This window comes from Frigoribacterium sp. CFBP9030, assembly GCF_034045195.1.
Taxonomy (GTDB): domain Bacteria; phylum Actinomycetota; class Actinomycetes; order Actinomycetales; family Microbacteriaceae; genus Frigoribacterium.
This window is the reverse complement of the sequence record NZ_JAXCWG010000003.1, coordinates 93,211-114,228: the sequence shown is the minus strand read 5'-3', so window position 1 is coordinate 114,228 and position 21,018 is coordinate 93,211. Positions and strand designations below refer to the sequence as shown.

19 protein-coding genes are annotated in these 21,018 nt (G+C 70.9%); 6 read left to right on the top strand and 13 right to left on the bottom strand.

What is annotated here, in order from left to right; genetic code table 11:
• The first annotated feature begins 81 nt into the window (after positions 1-81).
• Positions 82-1,707 carry an acyl-CoA carboxylase subunit beta gene (locus tag SOM13_RS04620; protein WP_192058550.1) on the top strand — a complete coding sequence of 542 codons (1,626 nt, stop codon included), beginning with the start codon at positions 82-84 and terminating at the stop codon, positions 1,705-1,707.
• Positions 1,704-1,988 carry an acyl-CoA carboxylase subunit epsilon gene (locus tag SOM13_RS04615; RefSeq protein WP_243213606.1) on the top strand — a complete coding sequence of 95 codons (285 nt, stop codon included), beginning with the start codon at positions 1,704-1,706 and terminating at the stop codon, positions 1,986-1,988. The genes SOM13_RS04620 and SOM13_RS04615 overlap by 4 nt, the downstream gene beginning before the upstream one ends.
• A 343-nt stretch (positions 1,989-2,331) precedes the next feature.
• Here SOM13_RS04615 and SOM13_RS04610 read toward each other — a convergent pair whose 3' ends face one another.
• From SOM13_RS04610 to SOM13_RS04595, 4 genes are all read right to left on the bottom strand, one after another.
• A complete protein-coding gene (locus SOM13_RS04610) occupies positions 2,332-3,372 on the bottom strand; it encodes a hypothetical protein (RefSeq protein ID WP_243213607.1) in 1,041 nt (346 codons plus the stop codon).
• Positions 3,373-3,380: 8 nt separating this feature from the next.
• Positions 3,381-4,637: an ATP-binding protein gene (locus SOM13_RS04605; protein WP_320478995.1), complete on the bottom strand. Its 1,257-nt coding sequence runs from the start codon at positions 4,635-4,637 to the stop codon at positions 3,381-3,383.
• Positions 4,627-5,331, bottom strand: coding sequence for a response regulator transcription factor (locus SOM13_RS04600; protein WP_192058558.1), 705 nt, complete (start codon positions 5,329-5,331; stop codon positions 4,627-4,629). Before SOM13_RS04600 ends, SOM13_RS04605 begins: the two co-directional genes overlap by 11 nt.
• Positions 5,332-5,450: 119 nt before the next feature.
• Positions 5,451-6,692 carry a class I SAM-dependent RNA methyltransferase gene (locus SOM13_RS04595; RefSeq protein WP_192058560.1) on the bottom strand — a complete coding sequence of 414 codons (1,242 nt, stop codon included), beginning with the start codon at positions 6,690-6,692 and terminating at the stop codon, positions 5,451-5,453.
• A 26-nt stretch (positions 6,693-6,718) separates the two neighbouring features.
• Between SOM13_RS04595 and SOM13_RS04590 the strand changes: the two genes are divergently transcribed.
• The 4 genes from SOM13_RS04590 (at position 6,719) to SOM13_RS04575 (ending at position 11,877) form a co-directional block, all read left to right on the top strand.
• Positions 6,719-7,408, top strand: coding sequence for a Maf family protein (locus tag SOM13_RS04590; RefSeq protein ID WP_320478994.1), 690 nt, complete (start codon positions 6,719-6,721; stop codon positions 7,406-7,408).
• 79 nt (positions 7,409-7,487) lie between these two features.
• Complete coding sequence (locus SOM13_RS04585) at positions 7,488-9,245, top strand: acetyl/propionyl/methylcrotonyl-CoA carboxylase subunit alpha (RefSeq protein ID WP_320478993.1); 1,758 nt, start codon at positions 7,488-7,490, stop codon at positions 9,243-9,245.
• Positions 9,246-9,361: 116 nt separating this feature from the next.
• Complete coding sequence (locus SOM13_RS04580) at positions 9,362-10,195, top strand: purine-nucleoside phosphorylase (RefSeq protein WP_320478992.1); 834 nt, start codon at positions 9,362-9,364, stop codon at positions 10,193-10,195.
• Positions 10,192-11,877 (top strand): phospho-sugar mutase, encoded by a 1,686-nt coding sequence (locus SOM13_RS04575; RefSeq protein ID WP_320478991.1) that lies wholly within the window; start codon positions 10,192-10,194, stop codon positions 11,875-11,877. The genes SOM13_RS04580 and SOM13_RS04575 overlap by 4 nt, the downstream gene beginning before the upstream one ends.
• A 29-nt stretch (positions 11,878-11,906) precedes the next feature.
• On the opposite strand, the gene SOM13_RS04570 is transcribed toward SOM13_RS04575, so the two are convergent.
• The 9 genes from SOM13_RS04570 to SOM13_RS04530 form a co-directional block, all read right to left on the bottom strand.
• Positions 11,907-12,179, bottom strand: a complete 273-nt coding sequence (locus SOM13_RS04570) for a PTS sugar transporter subunit IIB (protein WP_192058570.1) — start codon at positions 12,177-12,179, stop codon at positions 11,907-11,909.
• A gap of 43 nt (positions 12,180-12,222) precedes the next feature.
• Positions 12,223-12,669, bottom strand: coding sequence for a PTS sugar transporter subunit IIA (locus tag SOM13_RS04565; protein ID WP_243213615.1), 447 nt, complete (start codon positions 12,667-12,669; stop codon positions 12,223-12,225).
• A gap of 1 nt (position 12,670) precedes the next feature.
• Complete coding sequence (locus tag SOM13_RS04560) at positions 12,671-13,795, bottom strand: adenosine deaminase (protein WP_320478990.1); 1,125 nt, start codon at positions 13,793-13,795, stop codon at positions 12,671-12,673.
• A 48-nt stretch (positions 13,796-13,843) separates the two neighbouring features.
• Positions 13,844-15,136 (bottom strand): thymidine phosphorylase, encoded by a 1,293-nt coding sequence (locus tag SOM13_RS04555; protein WP_192058577.1) that lies wholly within the window; start codon positions 15,134-15,136, stop codon positions 13,844-13,846.
• A 115-nt stretch (positions 15,137-15,251) separates the two neighbouring features.
• Complete coding sequence (locus SOM13_RS04550; RefSeq protein WP_308196149.1) at positions 15,252-15,671, bottom strand: cytidine deaminase; 420 nt, start codon at positions 15,669-15,671, stop codon at positions 15,252-15,254.
• Positions 15,668-16,957, bottom strand: a complete 1,290-nt coding sequence (locus SOM13_RS04545) for an ABC transporter permease (protein ID WP_192058579.1) — start codon at positions 16,955-16,957, stop codon at positions 15,668-15,670. Before SOM13_RS04545 ends, SOM13_RS04550 begins: the two co-directional genes overlap by 4 nt.
• Positions 16,954-18,243: an ABC transporter permease gene (locus SOM13_RS04540; RefSeq protein WP_243213622.1), complete on the bottom strand. Its 1,290-nt coding sequence runs from the start codon at positions 18,241-18,243 to the stop codon at positions 16,954-16,956. The genes SOM13_RS04545 and SOM13_RS04540 overlap by 4 nt, the downstream gene beginning before the upstream one ends.
• Positions 18,240-19,760, bottom strand: coding sequence for an ABC transporter ATP-binding protein (locus tag SOM13_RS04535; RefSeq protein WP_192058584.1), 1,521 nt, complete (start codon positions 19,758-19,760; stop codon positions 18,240-18,242). The genes SOM13_RS04540 and SOM13_RS04535 overlap by 4 nt, the downstream gene beginning before the upstream one ends.
• A gap of 155 nt (positions 19,761-19,915) precedes the next feature.
• Positions 19,916-21,004, bottom strand: a complete 1,089-nt coding sequence (locus SOM13_RS04530) for a BMP family lipoprotein (protein ID WP_192058586.1) — start codon at positions 21,002-21,004, stop codon at positions 19,916-19,918.
• Between the last annotated feature and the right edge of the window lie 14 nt (positions 21,005-21,018).

Sequence of the window (21,018 nt, the reverse complement as noted above, 5' to 3'; positions counted from 1 at the left end):
ACGGAACCCACCACGGACGATGCTCCCCACGCGTGGAAACCTCCAACGGTGTCGGACGACGTGGTCAGTAGAGTGAGGCGGGTGACCTCCGACACGACGCCCTCCCCCGAGACCACCGCCGGCACCGAGCCCGACCTGCACACCACCGCGGGCAAGCTGGCCGACCTCCGGGCGAGGTACCACGAGGCCGTGACGGCCAGCGGCGAGGCGGCCGTCGCCAAGCAGCACGCCAAGGGCAAGAAGACCGCTCGCGAGCGCATCGACCAGCTGCTCGACCCCGGCTCGTTCGTCGAGCTCGACGAGTTCGTCCGCCACCGCACGCACGCCTTCGGCATGGAGGCGAAGCGCCCCTACGGTGACGCCGTGGTGACCGGCACCGGCACGATCCACGGTCGTCAGGTGGCCGTCTACAGTCAGGACTTCACCATCTTCGGCGGGTCCCTCGGCGAGGTCGCCGGCGAGAAGATCATCAAGGTGATGGAGCTCGCTCTGAAGACCGGCGTCCCGATCCTCGGCATCCTCGACTCGGGCGGCGCCCGCATCCAGGAGGGGGTCGTCGCCCTCGGCAAGTACGGCGAGATCTTCCGTCTGAACACGGCCGCGTCGGGTGTCATCCCGCAGATCTCGCTGATCATGGGCCCGGCCGCCGGAGGCGCGGTGTACTCCCCCGCGTTGACCGACTTCGTCATCATGGTCGACAAGACGAGCCACATGTTCGTCACCGGCCCCGACGTCATCAAGACGGTCACCGGAGAGGACGTCGGCTTCGAGGAGCTCGGCGGCGCGCTGACGCACAACAAGATCAGCGGGGTGTCGCACTACCTCGCCAGCGACGAGGACGACGCGCTCGACTACGCGCGCTCGCTGCTGTCGTACCTGCCCGACAACAACCTGTCCGAACCGCAGGTCTTCGACCGGGCCGTCGAACTCGAGACCACCGACCACGACCGTGCGCTCGACACGATCATCCCCGACAGCCCGAACCAGCCCTACGACGTGATGACCGTCATCGAGCACGTCGTCGACGACGGCGAGTTCCTCGAGGTCCAGCCGCTGTTCGCGCCGAACATCGTGATCGGCTTCGGCCGCGTCGAGGGTCGCTCGGTCGGCATCATCGCGAACCAGCCCTCGGCGATGGCCGGCACCCTCAACATCGAGGCCGGCGAGAAGGCCAGCCGCTTCGTGCGGTTCTGCGACGCCTTCGGCATCCCCATCCTCACGCTGGTCGACGTCCCCGGCTACCTGCCGGGCACCGATCAGGAGTGGACCGGCGTGATCCGCCGCGGGGCGAAGCTGCTCTACGCCTACGCCGAGGCGACGGTGCCCCTGGTGACCGTGATCACCCGCAAGGCGTACGGCGGGGCCTACATCGTGATGGGTTCGAAGCAGCTCGGCGCCGACATCAACCTCGCCTGGCCGACGGCCGAGATCGCCGTGATGGGCGGCCAGGGCGCCGTGAACATCCTCTACCGCAACGAGATCAAGGCCGCGGAGGCCGCGGGCGAGGACGTCGCGGCCGTGCGCAGCCGCCTGGCGAAGGAGTACACCTACAACGTCGCGAGTCCGTTCCTCGCAGCCGAGCGCGGCGAGCTCGACGGGGTCATCGAGCCGTCCGCCACCCGCGTCGCCGTCATCAAGGCCCTGCGGGCCCTCCGCACGAAGCGGGCCGCACAGCCCGCGAAGAAGCACGGGAACATCCCCCTGTGAGCGGACGGCACGCCGCGCTCCCGGTCGACGGAGACCCGCGCGAGGTCCTCGCCGATCCCGCGCCCGCCCTGCCCGTCATGCTGACCGTCGTCTCGGGGCGTCCCACCGACGACGAGCTCGCGGCCATCACGGCCGTCCTGGCGGCCGGCGAGGCCGCGGCGGCCGCGGAGCAGGCCACCCTCCTCGTGCCGCAGCCCGAATCGGCGTGGACGCGCTCGAGACGTCGCCCCCGAGGGCCGTTGACCGTCGGACCGGGCCACTGGCGCTCGTTCTCGGGCTGATCGACCCGACCCGCGCCTCCTCGGCGCCGTTGTCCCCCGCGCGATCGTGCGGCTCCAGGTCTACAACCCGGCACACCGGCACCGTTCCGGCCACCCGAACAGGGGTAGACGAGGTTATCGTCCCCTGGTTGTCCCCCTAAATGTCGACTTTGCACTCGGTGCGACGACGGGCATCATTGTTCTTGCTAGGTGTAACTCTTCGAGTCGCACCACCGTTTGAGAATCAACTAGGGTAAGCGGGTTCTCAATCGGGGGCGGGTCAGGGCGGCATTCGGGTTGCCGCCCTGATCCGAAATCTTCCAGAAGGGCCGGACATCGTCCGGCCCTTCTTCTTTTCGGGCGTTCAGGCCGAAAGGGTCCTCGGGATCTGCAGCCAGAGCTGGACCTCGTCGTCGTCGCCCTCGTCGTCGTCCGACGTGCTCGAGAAGCCGCGCCCCAGGGCGCTCGAACTCGGATCCGGCGATCCGAGCCCGACCACGGTCACGGCGTGGTCGCCCCCGCCCGGCACCGTCCTGATGACGATGCGATCGGCGACCGAACCGTGCAGCGCATCGGCCAGAGTCCGATGGATGCGCGCCAGATCCGCACCGTCGACGTCATCGAGGCCGCCCTCGTCGAGCAGGCTCACGACCGCCCCGCGCCGACGAGCCGCCATCACCTCGCGCCGCACGTCGTCGTCGAGCAGACGTCGACCGCGGATCTCGTCTCGGATGGCGCCCTCGAGGTTCAAGCACTCGCGCCGCTGCTCGGCGCTCAGATCGCCGTCCTGAGAGACGATGGCGAGCAGCATCGGACGGGCCGTCCGTCCGGTCTGCAGCAGGCGGTACTGACGCTCGTTGACATGGGCCTCTTGCGCCGCCTGCCAGTCGGCCGCCTCGTGCTCGGCGAGGATGAACTCGCGCGTCTCGCGACTCGCCCTCGTCAACGACGACGACATGGCGGTGGCGAACGCGACCCAGGTCACGCTGCCGATCACGCCGAGATCGGCGAGGGTGTCGGCTCCGCTCCAGGCAGCACCGTGCAGCGCCATGAAGCCCACCCCGAGCCAGGCGAACGCCTGCCGGCGACGCGTGGCGACGATGACCATCAAGGTGCCGATCGCGGCCACGTACCAGGTGGCGTAGCCGTTCCTCCCCGCCGAGTCGAGCTGCGACGTGATCTGCAACGGGATGACGATGCTCACCGCCAGCGCGAAGGCCGCGATCCAGACGGGCATCGCCGGCCCCCTGCCCGGCCAGAGCGCCGCGACGGTCGCCGCCGCGTACGCGACCATGCAGGCCACGACGGGCCAGGGATCGTCGAACCGGTCGAGCGAGACCGAGGCCAGCACGAGGTGGTAGCAGGAGAAGACGGCGGCGAGCAGCACGATGAGCCACCGCGGCACGGAGACCCTCACGAGAGCCGCCCCGGCATCGGCGGGGTGATGTCGCCGCTCGGCCACAGCAGACGGACGACCGTGCCGTCGCCCGGCCGCGAGTCGATGCAGGCACGTCCGCCGGCGTTCCGCAGGCGCTCGACGATGGAGACCCGGACGCCGAGGCGCTCCCCGGGGACGACGGCGGGATCGAAGCCGTGCCCGGTGTCGCCGACCTCGATCAGCGCCCCGCCGTCCGGACCCGCGTCGATGCCGACCCAGCGTCGGACCTCGACCCCGTGGCCGGCGTGCTGCGAGCTGTTGACGAGGGCCTGCACGGCGGCGCTGTACAGGGCCTCGGCCGCCGCGGACGGGATTTTGCACCCCGCGAGATCGCCGGCCTTGAGATCGACCGACACCCCCATCTCGGAGCTCACGACGGCGAGCCGCTCACGCAGGGACTCGAGGGTCGTCGTCGATTCGTCGAACGGCGTCGCGGCCGCAGCGGAGGCGAGGTGCGCCACGGCGTTCCGGGCCATGTTGGTCGCCAGGACGCGCTCGTCGGGCGAGTAGGCCCGCGCGGCCTGGATGAACGTCGTGAGGACGCTGTCGTGCACGATCGCGTCCACCTGCACCCGCTCGAGCTCCGTGGCGTGCTCGCGGATGGCGTTCGAGTAGCGCGCGACGGCGAGAGCCTGCGCCGCATCGACGTTGGCGGCCGCCTGCCGCAGGATCACGACCAGGATGAGCACGGCGCCACCGAGCAGCACGGCGTAGATCGAGTCGAGGGCGGCGTGCGCCAGCGACACCGCGCCTCCTGAGGGGGTCAGACGGATGAGCCCGTAGACCAGCGGGGCGACGAACAGGTACCCGACCGCGATCCACGCCGTGAACGCGTACGCGGCCGCAGCCGTCGCGACGGTGCAGAGGTACCAGAGCCACGGCACCGACGTCTGCACCGCGCTGGGGTCGTTCACCGCCAGCGGCCAGGTGATCAGCGCGATCAGATAGGAGATGGCGACGAAGGCCGCAGCGGTCTCGGCACCGCGGACGACGATGCTCGCGACGGCGACGGCGACGAACCCGCCGAAGATCGAGATGCCGATGAACCACGCCCATGCCTCTTGCATGGACCCGATCTGGTCGACCATCGACGGGATGGTCTGCACGCCGAAGACGATGCCGCCGGCCCCGACGACCCTGCCCACGACCTTCTCGAGGAGCGCCCGACTGATCGGGTTCCGTGACGGACGCGGTGGCGCCGTCGGCCCCACGGAGGCCTGGTCAGCGACCATCCCCGCCGTCCGCGTCGAGCCCGGGGAGGATTCCGTCCTCGACGGCACGGCGCAGGAGGTCGACCTTGGTCGGAGCGGGACGACCCACCTCGACGTACTTGACGCGGATGCGGTCGAGGTACTCGCGCGCGGTCGAGTACCCGATGCCGAGCTGCTGCGCGGCGAGCTTGAGCGGCAGCCCCGAGGCGTAGAGGTGCAGGATCTCGCGCTCGCGTCGTCCGAGCTGCGCCTTGGCGAAGTCGCGGTCGGCGTCGATCGCGCTCGCCCACTCGAGGTTGTTCAGCACGTCGCCGCGGGCCACCGTCGCGACCGCGGCCATGACCGTCTTCGTGGCGGACGACTTCGGGATCACGCCGGCCGCGCCGGCGGCGAGCGCCTCGCGGACGGACGCGACGCGGTCGGCGATGCTGTGCACCAGGACGGCCGAGCCGGTCGCCTGGACGCGCTTGACGTTCTCCGTCACCGTCGAGCCGTCGCCGAGCGACAGATCGAGCACGACGACGTCGACCTCACGGCCCGAGAGGTTCTCGACGAGCTCCTGCACGCCGGCGGCCGTCAGCACGACCTCGAAGCCCTCGTTCTGGCACGCCGCCTGGATGCCCAACCGCACCGACTCGTGATCGTCGACGATCGCGACGCGCACGGGCGCGGTCGTCGGGGCGGGCTTGTTCGGATCAGTCGATGTCTCAGACACGGTGTTCCTTCGCTCGGCGTGCGTCCGGGCCCCTGGAAACCCCGGGCGTGCACGGGCCCCATCGTATCGGCATATCGGTCGGGGCTCGGGGTCCGGGGCTCGGGGTCCGCGTCGACGGGTCAGGCCCGGACGAGCCGCGCGACCGTCTCGACGTGGTGGGTGTTGGGGAAGAGGTCGTACGCGGCGAGCGCGTCGACGTCGTACCCGAGGTCGCGGAACAGGGCGATGTCGCGGGCCAGGGCGACCGGGTCGCACGCGACGTACACGATCTGGGCCGGTGCGAGCCCGGCGATCTCCGTGACGACGTCTCGACCGGCGCCCGACCGCGGCGGGTCGAGCACCACGGTCGAGGCGGCGTAGCGACCACGGTCGAGGGATCCCGCCTGGGCGGCGGTCTGGCGGATCCAACGCTCGACCCGCCCGGTCACCGCCGAGGCGCCGAGCCAGTCGGCGAGGTTCTCGGACGCGTGCTCGGTGGCGCGTTCGTCGCTCTCGACGCTGGTGATGCGGGTCCCCGCGCCGAAGGCGTCGCCGACGGCCGCGGCGAGCAGGCCGACGCCGCCGTAGAGGTCGAGGTTCGCGGCCTTCGGGTCGAACAGGTCGGGTCGGATCGACTGCTGGACGGCCTCCGTCAGCGTCGTGGCGGCCTCGCGGTGCACCTGCCAGAAGCCCCGGTCGTCGAGTCGGAACTCGCGGTCGCCGACCGTCTCGTAGATCGTGGTGCGCGACTGGTCGCCGATGACGAGACGGGCGCCGCCGACGCTCGGGGCCAGCACGTCGATGTGGGCCTCACCCGGGAAGACGTCGCCGAGCGGCGCCGCCTCGACGAGCTCGGGAGTCGCGAGCGGGAGGTCGTCGACCTGCACGACCGTGTGCGACCGTGCCGCGTACGGCCCCGTGCGTCCGTCGGCGTCGACGTGCAGTCGCACGCGCGTGCGCCAGCCGGTGCCGCCGCGCTCGTCGTCGCCCGGCAGGGCCGCGACCTCGACGTCGGACCGCTCGGCGTCGAGACCGCCGGTGCGGGTCAGCGCATCGCGGAGAACCTGCCTCTTGAGCTCGCGCTGATGGGCCAGGTCGATGTGTCCGAACTCGGCGCCGCCGGCCCGCGCCGAGGGGTCGACCTCGACCGCGGCGGCCGACCAGACGTGAGGCCTGCGGTGCTCGCTCGCCTCGACGACCGACACGGTCTCGGCACGCCAGAACGACTTCTTGCGGTCTTCCGTGATGCGCGCCACGACCCGCTCGCCCGGCAGCGTGTCCGAGACGAAGACGACGCGGCCGTCCAGTCGCGCCACCGAGATCCCCCCGTGTGCGATGCCCGTCACGTCCAGTTCGACCTCTCGGCCCTGCATGTCTCCCATACGACGAGTCTGACAGGCTGGTCGACATGACCGTTCCCCTCTTCCTGGCGAGCACCTCCCCGGCCCGTCTGTCGCTGCTCCGGTCGGCTGGCATCGAACCCGTCCTGATCAGCCCCGGGGTCGACGAGGAGGCGGCGGTCGCCGTCGCCGAGGCGGCCGCGGGTCGGGCGCTGACGGCGGCCGAGACGGTGGCGCTGCTGGCGAGGGCGAAGGCCGAGGCCGTGCTCGACACCCGGCGCGACGGCCTCCCCCTCGACGGGCTCGTCCTCGGCGGCGACTCCGCCTTCGAGTTCGACGGCGAGGTGCACGGCAAGCCCCACGAGCCCGAGATCGCCCTCGAGCGCTGGCGGCGGATGGCCGAGATCGGTCACGGCACCCTCTGGTCGGGTCACTGGCTGATCGACCATCGGGGCGGGGCGCCCCGTCGAAGCCGCGAGCACCCCGAAGGAGGCGCGGGTCGGGTCGCGAGCGCGACGCTCACCTTCGCCGACGATCTCGACCCCGACGAGCTCGCCGCCTACGTCGCCACGGGCGAGCCCCTCGAGGTGGCCGGGGCCTTCACCATCGACGGGCGAGCGGCCGCCTTCATCACCCGCATCGACGGGACGCCGAGTGCCGTCGTCGGCCTGTCGCTGCCGGAGCTCCGAGCCATGGTGCGCGGGTTCGGCGTGCCGTGGCACGAGCTCTGGAACTCTTCGACCGCGGGTCTCTTGTAGGACTCGTCACGCGCCTCCCACGCCTTTTTGTGCACGTCAGCCAAAGACCGGTGAGAGGTGCCCAATAGGCTGAGGGACTATGCCGCGTATCAGCAAGGTCCTCATCGCCAACCGTGGAGAGATCGCCGTCCGGGTGATCCGGGCCGCGCGTGACAGCGGCATCGGCTCCGTCGCCGTCTACGCCGACCAGGATCGCGACGCCCAGCACGCCCGCCTCGCCGACGAGGCCTACGCGCTCGACGGCTCGACGAGCGCCGAGACCTACCTCGTCATCGAGAAGATCCTCTCGGTGGCCCGTCGTTCGGGCGCCGACGCCGTGCACCCCGGCTACGGCTTCCTGGCCGAGAACGCCGACTTCGCCCGCGCCGTCCAGGCGGCCGGCCTCGTCTGGATCGGGCCGTCGCCCGAGGCCATCGAGCAGCTCGGCGACAAGGTCTCCGCGAGGCACATCGCCGAGCGCGTTGGCGCACCCCTCGCCCCCGGCACGCTCAACCCCGTCTCGGGTGCCGACGAGGTGCTCGCGTTCGTCGACCAGCACGGACTCCCCGTCGCCATCAAGGCGGCCTTCGGCGGCGGGGGTCGCGGCCTCAAGGTCGCCCGGACCCGCGACGAGGTCCCCGAGATGTTCGACTCGGCGACCCGCGAGGCCGTCGCGGCGTTCGGCCGGGGCGAGTGCTTCGTCGAGAAGTACCTCGATCAGCCGCGTCACGTCGAGACCCAGTGCCTCGCCGACGAGCACGGCAACGTCGTCGTCGTCTCGACGCGCGACTGCTCGCTGCAGCGTCGGCACCAGAAGCTCGTCGAGGAGGCCCCCGCGCCGTTCCTGACGGACGAGCAGACCGCCGCGCTGTACGAGTCGTCGAAGGCCATCCTCCGCGAGGTGGGCTACGTCGGCGCCGGCACCTGCGAGTTCCTCATCGGCAAGGACGGCACGGTGTCGTTCCTCGAGGTGAACACGCGCCTGCAGGTCGAGCACCCCGTCTCCGAGGAGGTCACCGGCATCGACCTCGTCCGCGAGCAGTTCCGTCTGGCCGAGGGCGGCGTGCTCGACTACGACGACCCCATCGCCCGCGGGCACTCGTTCGAGTTCCGGGTGAACGGCGAGGACGCCGGTCGCGGCTTCATGCCCGCCCCCGGCCCCATCCACGTCTTCAAGGCCCCGGGCGGGCCGGGCGTGCGCGTCGACAGCGGCGTTCAGGCCGGCGACGAGATCAGCGGCTCGTTCGACTCGCTGCTCGCCAAGCTGATCGTCACCGGCCCCACGCGTGAGGTCGCGCTCGAGCGTTCGCGCCGGGCCCTGGCCGAGTTCGAGGTCGCCGGGCTCCCCACCGTCCTCCCGTTCCACCGTGCCATCGTCGACGACCCGGCCTTCGCGCCGACCGACGGCGCCCCGTTCTCGATCTACACCCGCTGGATCGAGACCGAGTTCGACAACACCATCCCCGCCTGGAGCGGCGAGGCCGAGGCCCCCCGACCCGACGACGAGCGCACGACCGTCGTCGTCGAGGTGGGTGGCAAGCGGGTCGAGGTCTCGCTGCCGGCCGGTCTCGGTGCCCGCACCGCGCCTCCTTCGGTCGCCCCGAAGCGCCGCGGGGCCTCCCGCTCGGGTGTCGTGACGGCGACAGGCTCGTCGGTCACGTCGCCGATGCAGGCCACCGTCGTGAAGCTCGCCGTGACCGAGGGTCAGCAGGTCGTCAAGGGCGACCTCGTGCTCGTGCTCGAGGCCATGAAGATGGAGCAGCCCGTCGCCGCCCACCGCGACGGCGTCGTCTCGGGGATCGACGCCACGGTCGGCCAGACCGTCTCGTCGGGTCACGTGCTGCTCAGCATCGACTGATCGCCCCCGGCGCCCTCCTCCCCCGATCCGGTGCAGCGCATCCCGACTCGGGGAGGAGCGCCGAGGAGGCGCGGGTCGAGCAGGTCAGGACGGCCGCAGACTCTAGAGTGGTGGGCATGTCCGAGACCACCATGCACCCGCTCGACGACCGCGCCGCAGACCCCTTCGAGGTCGCCCGCACCGCCGCCGCCGAGATCGCCGACAAGACCGGCGTCGCCCACCACGACATCGCCCTGACCCTGGGCAGCGGCTGGGCCAAGGCCGCCGACCTGATCGGCGAGACCGTCGCCGAGGTCCCCGCCACCGAGATCACCGGCTTCAGCGCGTCCGCGGTCGTGGGTCACACGGGTTCGATCCGCAGCATCCTGCTGCCGTCGGGCAAGCACGCTCTCGTGATCGGCGCCCGCACGCACTACTACGAGAACCACGGCGTCCGCCGGGTGGTGCACAGCGTCCGCACCGCCGCAGCGACGGGGGCCACCACGATGATCCTCACGAACGGCGCCGGCGGCATCCGCGAGACGTGGAAGCCCGGCACTCCCGTCCTGATCAGCGATCACATCAACCTCACGGCCGACTCGCCCCTCGAGGGCGCGACGTTCATCGATCTGACCGATCTGTACTCGAAGCGGCTGCGCGACGTCGCCCGGTCGATCGATCCCTCGCTCGACGAGGGCGTGTACACGCAGTTCCGCGGGCCGCACTACGAGACCCCCGCAGAGGTGCAGATGGCCAAGGCCATCGGTGGTCACATCGTCGGCATGTCGACGGCGCTCGAGGCGATCGCGGCCCGTCAGGCCGGCATGGAGATCCTCGGCATGTCGCTCATCACCAACCTCGCGGCGGGCATCCAGACCACGCCGCTCAGCCACCAGGAGGTGCTCGAGGCCGGCCGCGAGGCCGAGCCCGTGATCAGCGACCTCCTCGCCCGCATCGTGGCCGCGCTGTGAGCCGTACCGCGCAGACCGACGGCGACGCACTGCTCGCCCTCGCCGTCGCCTGGCGCGACCAGGACCCCGACGTCGAGACCCGCGACGAGCTCGACGCCCTGATCACGCGGGCCCGCGACGGCGACGCCGACGCGGCCGACGACCTCGGCGACCGCTTCACCGGGCGCCTCCAGTTCGGCACGGCCGGGCTGCGCGGGGCCCTCGGGGCCGGTCCGCAGCGTATGAACCGCGTGCTGGTCGCCCAGGCCGCCGCTGGTTTCGCGGCGTTCCTGACCGGGCGCGAGAGCGAGCCGTCGATCGTCATCGGCTACGACGGGCGCAAGAACTCCGACGTGTTCGCCCGCGACACCGCCGAGATCATGGCCGCGGCGGGCGTCCGCGCCACGATCCTCCCGCGGGCGCTCCCCACCCCCGTGCTCGCCTTCGCCGTCCGTCAGCTCGACGTCAGCGCCGGCGTGATGGTCACGGCGAGTCACAACCCGCCGCAGGACAACGGCTACAAGGTCTACCTCGGCGGCGTCGACGACGGATCGCAGATCGTGTCGCCCGTCGACGGCGAGATCGCCGCCCGCATCGACGAGGCCGCGCGATCGTCGGTCGCCGACATCGCCCGATCCGACGACTACAGCGTGGCGGGTGACGACCTCGTCATGGAGTACGTCCGACGGACGGCCGCCGTCGCCGGCACCTCGTCGACGGGCCGCCAGCCGAGGGTGGTCTACACGGCCCTGCACGGCGTCGGATGGGAGGTCGCGCGCCGGGTGTTCGCGACCGCCGGGTTCGCCGAGCCGATCCCCGTCAGCGAGCAGAGCGCCCCCGACGCGGCGTTCCCCACGGTCGCGTTCCCCAACCCGGAGGAGCCCGGCGCGATGGACCTCTCCTTCGCCACGGCCGACCGGGTCGGCGCCGACCTGATCATCGCGAACGACCCCGACGCCGACCGTCTCGCCGTCGCCGTGCCGTCCGAGGGCGGCTGGCGTCGACTGAGCGGCAACGAGGTCGGAGCGATCCTCGGCTGGCGAGCTGCGGAACGCGCGCGGCGCGCCGACGCCGACGGCACGCTCGCGGCGAGCATCGTCTCGTCGCCGGCGCTCCGCGAGATCGCCCGGGTCTACGACCTCGACTACGTCGACACCCTCACCGGCTTCAAGTGGGTGTCGCGGGTCGGCGGGCTCCTCTACGGCTACGAGGAGGCGCTCGGCTACCTCGTCGACCCCGAGGTCGTCCGCGACAAGGACGGCATCTCGGCAGCCGTCGACCTGCTCGCCCTCGCCACCGAGCTGCACACGGCGGGCTCCAGCCTGGCCGAGCACCTCGTCGCGTTCGACGAGCGGTTCGGGGCCTACGCCTCGGCGCAGGTCTCCCTCCGCGTCGACGACCTCGCGACGATCCGCGCCCTCACATCGCGCCTCCGGCAGTCGCCGCCGTCGACGATCGGCTCACGACGCGTCGACCGCGTCGACGACTTCCGCGACGGGTTCGGTGCGTTCCCCGCCGGCGACATCCTGCGGTACTGGCTCACCGACGGCTCGAGGGTCATCGTGCGCCCGAGCGGCACCGAGCCGAAGCTCAAGGTCTACATCGACGCCTCGAGCACCGAGGGCGCTGCGATCACCAGACGCGCAGCCGCCGAGGCCGCGGTCGCCGACCTGGAGGCGGGGATGCGCGCGCTCCTGGCCTGAGGGTCGGGGGCGCGCAGCCCGGGCGTCGCTCAGCCGAGCGACTTCTGCAGCTTCTCGGTGAGCTCCTGCTGGTCGAAGTGGTTCTGGATGACGATCACGTCGGCGAACGTGCTGCCGATCGCCTCCACGAACTCGGCCGAGGTCAGGATGACCTGCGCGTCGTCGGCGACCGTCGAGATGGAGCCGATGTCGGCGGCCACCACGTCGGCCTCGATGTCGAGACGGGCGAGCACGCGCTCGGCGTTGACCTTGAGGATTCCGCTGCTGCCGATGCCGGCCCCGCAGATGGTGACGATCTTCATGACATGGCTTCCGTCTCGGTGCAGCGGGGGCAGGGGCCGGCGCTCAGGCCGGGACGCCCATCAGGCGTCTGATCTCGTCCGCGGTCGTGGCCGCGGCCAGAGCGGGGATCACCGTCTCGTCGTTGAAGACGTTCGCGAGATCGGCGACGGACTCGAGGTGAGCGCCGACGGTCGGGAGAGCGAGACCCAGCACGACCGAGACGGGGTCGTTGTGCGGATGCCCGAAGGGCACCGGCTCGGCGAGGGTGACGACGGCGAGGCCGTCGCGGACGACGCTGTCACCCGGTCGCGCATGGGCGAGGGCGAGCCCTGGGGCGATGACGACGTACGGGCCGTGCTCGTCGATCATCCGCTCCATCTCGTCGCCGTAACCCTCGAGGGCCGCGCCCGAGGCGACGAGCGCCGCTCCGGCGACGTGGACGGCCTGGCGCCAGTCGTCGACCCGGGTCGCGATGACGATGGCGCTGTCGGGCAGCGGTGGGAGCGCCACGTCAGACCGCCTCGAAGCCGCGCACGATGCGGTCGGCGAGGTCGTCGCGGTCCTCCAACGGCAGGAACGACGCCGCGGCGGCGTTCAGCTGGAACGCCTGCAGGTCGGACAGCGAGTAGTCGAACGCCTGCGTCAGCAGGGCGAGCTCGCGACTGAGGCTCGTGCCGCTCATGAGGCGGTTGTCGGTGTTGACCGTCACCCGGTAGCCGAGCTGGTAGAGCAGATCGAACGGGTGGTCGTCGAGGTCGGCGCCCCAGGCCGAGATCGCCCCGGTCTGGAGGTTCGACTGCGGCGACAGCTCGAGTGCGATCTCGCGGTCGCGGACCCACGCCGCGATCGGCCCCAGTTCGACGGTCGTCTGGTCGCCGCGGTTGCGGACGACCCGGATGTCCTCTGCGAGGCGGACCCCGTGACCGAGACGCAGCGCCCGGCCGTCGAGGAGGGCCCCGCGGATGCTGTCGAGGCCGTCGGCCTCGCCGGCGTGCACGGTGACGGGGAAGAACTCGCGGGCCAGGAGGTCGAACGCGGCTCGATGCGCCCCGGCCGGGTGCCCCTCTTCGGGCCCGGCGATATCGAAGCCGACGACCCCCGTCTCGCGGTGACGGACCGCCAGCGTGGCGATCTCGAGCGAGCGGTCGCCGTGCCGCAGGGCGGTCAGGATCTGACCGACCGACAGCTCGTGCCCGCCGTCGGCGAGTTCGTCGACCGCGTCGTCGATCCCCGACTGGACGGCGGCGACGGCGTCGTCGAGGGAGAGACCAACGCGGAGGTGCTGCTCGGGCGCCCAGCGGATCTCGGCGTGGACGACGCCGTCGGCTGCGAGGTCGAGCACGAACTCGCGGGCCACGCGCTCGAGCGCGGCGGTGGTCTGCATGACCCCGACGGTCACGTCGAACGTGGCGAGGTAGTCGGGCAGGTTGCCGGCCGACGCCGACTCGACGAACCAGCGTCCGAGAGCCTGCGCCCCGCCCTGCACCGGCAGATCGAGACCCGCCTCGGCGGCCAGCTCGACGACGGTCTCGGGGCGGAGGCCGCCGTCGAGGTGGTCGTGCAACGACACCTTCGGCAACGAGGCGAGCCTCGGCCCCCCGTCGGGCATGCGGTAGTCCTTGTCCGGTGCGCTCATACGGCTCAATCTACTCGCGCCCGCGACCGCGGATCTGGACGCCGCCTGCTACGCGATGCGCTCCGCGACGATGCGGCGCGCAGCCGGCGCCTCGTCGCCGATCGCCCAGCCGCCCTGGACGGCCTCGAGGGCGCGGTCGAACCGCTCCGGCTCGTCGGTGTGCAGGGTGAAGAGCGGCTGCCCCGCCACGACGGCGTCGCCGGGCTTGGCGTGCAGCTCGATGCCGGCCGCGGCCTGCACCGGGTCCTGCTTGCGCGCCCGCCCCGCACCGAGCCGCCAGGCCGCGATGCCGAACGGCAGGGCGTGCTGCTCGGTGAGGAACCCGGAGCGCTCGGCGGTCACGACCTGGGTCTCGCGGGCCGTCGGCAGGTCGGCATCGGGGTCGCCGCCCTGTGCTCGGATCATGCGGTTCCAGGCGTCCATGGCGCGCCCGTCGTCGAGGGCGGCCTCGACGTCGGCGTCGGGCAGACCCGCCGACGCGAGCATCTCGCGAGCGAGGGCGACCGTCAACTCGCGGATGTCGGCGGGTCCCCCGCCGGCGAGGGTCTCGACCGATTCGCGCACCTCGAGCGCGTTCCCGATGGTGAGACCGAGCGGGACGTTCATGTCGGTGAGCAGCGCGGTCGTGGCCACGCCGGCGTCCGTCCCGAGGTCGACCATGGTGCGGGCGAGCAGACGCGACTGGTCGATGTCCTGGATGAACGCCCCCGAGCCGAACTTCACGTCGAGCACGAGCGCGGCGGTGCCCTCGGCGATCTTCTTGCTCATGATCGACGACGCGATCAGCGGGATGGCCTCGACCGTGCCCGTGATGTCGCGCAGGGCGTAGAGCTTTCCGTCGGCGGGCGCGAGCCCCGAACCGGCCGCGCAGACGACCGCGCCGCTGTCGGCCATGATCTCGCGCATCCGGTCGTTCGAGATCGACGCCTGCCAGCCGGGAATCGACTCGAGCTTGTCCAGGGTGCCGCCCGTGTGACCGAGACCGCGACCCGAGAGCTGCGGCACGGCGACGCCGAACGAGGCCACGAGCGGAGCGAGCGGCAGCGTGATCTTGTCGCCCACTCCCCCGGTCGAGTGCTTGTCGACGGTGGTCTTGCCCAGACCCGCGAAGTCCATGGTCTCGCCGCTGCGGATCATGGCGAGGGTCATGTCGCGGATCTCGCGGCGCTCCATCCCGTTCAGGAAGATCGCCATCGTCATCGCGGCCATCTGCTCGTCGCCGACGTAGCCCCGGGTGTACGCGTCGATCAGCCAGTCGATCTGGGCGGTGCTGAGCTCGCCCGACCCGCGCTTGACGCGGATGAGGTCGACGGTGTCGAACGGTTCGACGATGCTGGCCATGATTCTCCTTCGGTGCTGGCGGCTCCCCGGATCCGGTGGCGCGCCTCCGGAATGATGTCAGAACGACGGGAGGAGCAGGGCACCGAGGAGGCGCGGGTCGCCCCGCGCGGTCTTGTTACGGTCGCGAGTCCCTGAACTCGTCGAGCTGGCGGGGCCCGAACGCGTCGGGGATGACCTCGTCGATGGTCTTGAAGCCCGAGACGGTGTCGAGCACCATCGAGGCGTCGGAGTGCTCGTAGAGCAGCTGACGGCATCTACCGCACGGCATGAGCACGTCGCCGTTCCCGTCGACGCAGGCGAAGGCCACGAGGCGCCCGCCGCCCGACATGATCAGATCGCTGACCAGCGAGCACTCGGCGCAGAGCGTGATGCCGTACGAGGCGTTCTCGACGTTGCAGCCCGACACGAGTCGCCCGTCGGTGGTCAGCGCGGCCGCCCCCACCGGGAACTTCGAGTACGGGACGTACGCCTTGGCCATCGCCGAACGGGCGGCGTCGCGGAGCGCGGCCCAGTCGGTGCTCTCGACGACGCTCACGACTTGATGTAGGGCTTGCCGGACGCCGCCGGACCCCTGGACTGCCCGACGAGACCGGCGACGGCGAAGATGGTCACGATGTACGGCAGCATCAGCATGAACTCGCTCGGGACCGGCGAGCCGATGGCGCCGAGCACGTTCTGCAGATTGCTCGCGAAGCCGAAGAGGAGGGCGGCGAGAGTGGCCCGGATCGGATCCCAGCGACCGAAGATGACCGCGGCCAGCGCGATGAAGCCGGCGCCCGCCGTCATCTCCTTCTGGAAGTTGCCGAGCGAGCCGAGCGTGAAGTACGCGCCGCCGAGCCCCGCGATGGCCCCTGCCAGCGAGACGTTCCAGAACCGCGTCGCGTTGACCTTGATGCCGACGGTGTCGGCGGCCTGCGGGTGCTCGCCGACCGAGCGGAGGCGCAGACCCCAGCGGGTGCGGAACAGACCGTAGAACACCAGCGCGATGGCGATGTACATCAGGTACACGATGATCGTCTGGCGGAAGAACACCGGCCCGACGATCGGGATCTGACTGAGCACCGGGATGTCCAGCTGCGGGAACCGCACACCGCGGCTCAGCGACTCGGAGCGCGCCAGCACCTGCGAGTACAGGAAGCTCGTCAGACCCGTCACCAGGACGTTCAGCACGACGCCGACGATGACCTGGTCGACGATGTAGCGGATGCTGAAGACGGCCAGCACCATCGAGACGAGCACGCCGGCGACCATGGCGCCGACGAGACCGACGTACGCCGATCCGGTCGCCGAGGCGACGAGGGCCGACACGAAGGCGCCGGCCAGCAGCTGGCCCTCGATGGCGACGTTCACGACGCCCACCCGCTCGGAGATGACTCCGCCGAGGGCTCCGAAGATGAGCGGGGTGCTGAGCGCCAGTGCGCCGAGCAGCAGGCCGGGCACGGGGATCGTCGCGCCGGCGCTCGTCCAGGTGAGGAAGGCGACCAGGAAGAGCACGCCGAAGACGGCCACCAGCCAGATCGGCACGCGCTGCGCCCGGACGACCAGGGCGACCGACGCCGCCGTGAGGAGCGCGAGCACGATCGAGAGCACGAGACCGGTGGCGGCCGAGGGCAGAACCGCGTCGGGCAGGGCGAAGAAGTCGCGCGCCGTGGCGAGTCGGAACGTGCTCGAACCGTCGCGTCCGAAGCCGACGAAGAGGACGAAGGCGATCACCGTGAAGATGGCGAACGCGATGGGGGCCTTGTAGCTGCGGCTCACCGCACGGGCGAGATCGGGCGACGCGGCGGCGGGTGCCGCGGTGTCGGGACTGAGGGTGCTCACTTGGTGACCACCGCCTCCTTGGTCGAGGCCTTGCGCACGGGACGGGCGCCCGGGGCCGGCAGACGGAAGATGCTGCGGACGAGCGGCGGGGCCGCCACGAACAGCACGATGAGGGACTGCACGACGAGCACGATGTCGATCGGCACGCCGTTGGCCGCCTGCATCGAGTAGCCGCCCGCCTTGAGGGCGCCGAACAGGATGCCGGCCGCGAAGACGCCCCAGGGGCGCGAACGACCGAGGAGCGCGACGGTGATGGCGTCGAAGCCGATCCCGGCGTCGATTCCCGACGTGAAGCCCGAGGTGAGCGTGCCGAGCACCTGCGTCGACCCGGCGACACCGGCCAGCGCACCCGAGATGAGCATCGCGTAGAGGTAGATGTTCTTGACGTTCATGCCGGCGGTGCGGGCCGCGTGCGGGTTCTCGCCCACCGCCCGGAACCGGAATCCGAGCGTCGACCGGTTGATCAGCCACCAGACGGCGGCCGTGATCACGATCACGAGGATGAAACCCCAGTTCAGCCCGTAGCTCGGACCGAACAGATCGGGCAGGATCGCCGTCTCGAGGGTCGCGGGCGACTTCGGGTTGTTGCTGCCGGGGGCCTGGAGCAGACCCTGCGTGCGGAGCATGAACGCCAGCAGGTAGAAGGCGATGTAGTTCAGCATGATCGTCAGGATCACCTCGTGGGCGCCGGTGCGGGCCTTGAGGAGACCGACGATGCCGCCCCACAGCGCACCGGCGGCGATGCCCGCCGCCAGGGCCAGGGGCAGGTGCAGAGCGAGCGGGAGGTGGAACGAGAAGCCCACCCAGCCGGCCGCGGCGGACGCCATCAGCATCTGACCGCGGGCGCCGATGTTGAACAGCCCGACCCGGAACGCGACGGCGACCCCGAGCCCGGCGGCGATCAGGGGCACGGCGTAGTTCAGGGTCTCGGTCAGCGGCCGGATCCCGTTGGCGAAGCCGTCGACCCGGAAGTTGTACACCGCACCCTGGAACAGCGACGAGTACGACCCGCCGACCGCCGACCCGAAGGCCTGGAGGAAGTCCGTCGGGCGCGAGAAGAAGTAGCCCATCGTGCTCTGGACGTCCTGATCGGTGAAGCCGATCAGGAGACCCGAGACGATCAGGGCGAGCACGACGGCGAGCACCGAGATCGCGGCGTTGCCGGTCGTGAGCTCCCTCAGGAGGCGCGACCCGCGCGAGTCGCCGCCCTCGGCGCCGGCACCGGGCGTGGCGCCAGGCGTGCTCGGGGGCGTCGTGCCCGACGTCGTGGTGGTGGCGTCGCTCACGCTGCCTGCTCCGTTCCGTGCGGCATCTCGCCGGCCATCATGAGCCCCAGCACCTCGCGGGGCGTGTTCGCCGGCACGATGCCGACGATCGTTCCGCGGTACATCACCGCGATGCGGTCGGCCAGAGCGGCGACCTCGTCGAGCTCGGTCGAGACGACGATCACGGGGACGCCGCGATCGCGCGTCTCGACGATGCGCTTGTGGACGAACTCGATCGAACCGACGTCGATCCCCCGGGTGGGCTGCGCGGCGACGAACAGTCGCAGATCGCGGCTGAGTTCGCGCGCCAGGACGACCTTCTGCTGGTTGCCGCCCGAGAGGCGACCCGCGGGAGTCGCGATGCCCTGGGTGCGGATGTCGAACTCGCGCACCTTCTCGACCGCGAAGGCGGCGAGCTGCGCGAGCTTCAGCGAGCCGCGCTTCACGAACGGACCGGACTGCGAGCGGTCGAGCATGAGGTTCTCGGCGACGGTGAACTCGCCGACGAGTCCGTCCTGGTTGCGATCCTCCGGGACGAAGCCGACGCCGGCGTCGAGCACCTGGCGGACGCTGCGCCCCGTGATGTCGTTGCCGTCGAGCGACACGCGGCCCTCGACCCGGGGCTGCAGACCGAGGATGGCCTCGGTCAGCTCGGTCTGGCCGTTGCCCTGCACGCCGGCGATCGCGAGGATCTCGCCGCGGCGGACCTCGAACGAGACGTCGTCGACGACGACCTGCCCGATGGGGTCGACGACACGGAGGTTCTCGACCACGAGAGCCGCGTCGCCGGGCTCGGCCGGGGACTTCTGCACGGTCAGCTCGACGGCGCGACCGACCATGAGCGAGGCCAGCTCGGCGTTCGAGGCGCTCGGCTCGGCCTCGCCGACGACCTGGCCGAGACGGATGACCGTGATGCGGGTCGCGACCTCGCGGACCTCGCGCAGCTTGTGGGTGATGAAGACGATGGCCGTGCCCGCGTCGCGCAGCTGACGCATGATGACCATGAGCTCGTCGGTCTCCTGCGGGGTGAGCACTGCGGTCGGCTCGTCGAAGACGAGCACCTTGGCGTCGCGCGACAGGGCCTTGATGATCTCGACCCGCTGCTGCACGCCGACGGGGAGCTCCTCGACGAGCGCGTCGGGGTCGACGTCGAAGCCGAAGCGGCTGCTGATCTCGCGGACCTTCGCCCGGGCGGCTGCCAGGTCGAGCAGACCGCCGGCCTTCGTCTGCTCGTGGCCGAGCATGACGTTCTCGGCCACGGTGAACACGGGGACGAGCATGAAGTGCTGGTGGACCATGCCGATGCCCGCGGCCATCGCGTCGCCGGGGCCTGCGAAGTCCTGGACGACGTCGTCCAGGAGGATGTCGCCCTCGTCGGCCTGGTACAGGCCGTAGAGGACGTTCATCAGAGTCGACTTGCCGGCGCCGTTCTCGCCGAGCAGGCAGTGGATCTCACCCGGCTCGACCGTCAGGCTGATGTGGTCGTTGGCGGTGAGTGCGCCGAAGCGCTTCGTGATGCCCCGCAGTTCGAGCTTCATCTCAGGTGTCTACCTCGGGTCGGGTGATGGGTAGGGCGCCGGTGCACGTCGGGTCGGCGTGCGGCCGGAGGCGTTGCGAGGGCCGGGAGCGACGGGGTGACCGTCGCTCCCGGCCCTGGGTCAGTCGATGCTAATCGATGACGGGTGGTGCGTCGTTACTCGGTGAGGGCGGAAGGCGACTCGACCTCGATCGAACCGTCGATGATGCCGGCCTCGATGTCGTCCAGCTCGTCCTGCAGGCCGGAGTCGACCTGGTCCTCGTAGTCGTGGAACGGCGCGATGCCGACGCCGTCGTTCTCGAGCGTGCCGACGTAGGGCTCGTTCGTGAAGTCGCCGGAGGCGGCCTGGCTGGTGACGTCGTCGGTCGCCTGCTTGATGCCCTTGAGCACGGAGGTCAGGAACAGGTCGCTGTTGGCGCTGTCCGTCTCGTAGGTGTCGCTGTCGGCGCCGATCAGCACGATCTCGTCGCCCGAATCGCGGATCGCCTCGGCGGCGCTCTGGTAGATCGGTCCGCCGACGGGCAGGATCACATCGGCGCCCTGCTCGATCAGCGTCTGGGCGCTCTGCTTCGCGACCGTGCCGGCCTCGAACCCGCCCGTGAAGGTGCCGGTCTGGCTCGCGACGTCCCAGCCGACCGTCTTGACGTCGGCGTCCTTCTGCTCGTTGTAGTACTCGACGCCGTCCGCGAAGCCGTCCATGAAGATGGTGACGGTCGGGAACTGCATGCCGCCGAAGGTGCCGACGGTGCCGGTCTTCGTGAAGCTGGCCGCCGCGTAGCCCGCGAGGAACGCCGCCTCCGAGGTGTTGAAGGTGATGGGACGGACGTTCTCGGCGTCGTTCGCCGCGTCGTCGATCGTCGCGTAGTCGATGTCGGGGTTCGCCGCCGCCGCCGTGCCGGTCGCGTCGGAGAGCGCGAAGCCGACCGTGACGATCAGGTTGCAGCCCTGCGAGGCGAGGTTGGTGAGGTTGGCGTCGTAGACGGTCTCGTCGGCGGACTCGACGGTCTTCGGGGTCGCACCGATCTCCTCCGCGGCCTCGGTCAGGCCCTCGAAGCCGAGCTGGTTGAACGACTTGTCGTCGAACCCGCCGGCGTCGGACACCATGCAGGGGACGAAGTCGCTCGAGGCGCCGTTCGACGAGCCGCCCTCGGACTCTTCGGGAGCCGAGGCACAGCCGGCCAGGATCGCCGCGGTGCCGAACAGGGCGATACCGCTGAGCACGGCCTTGCGCGCAGTTGTAGTCAAGTTGTCCTCCAAGA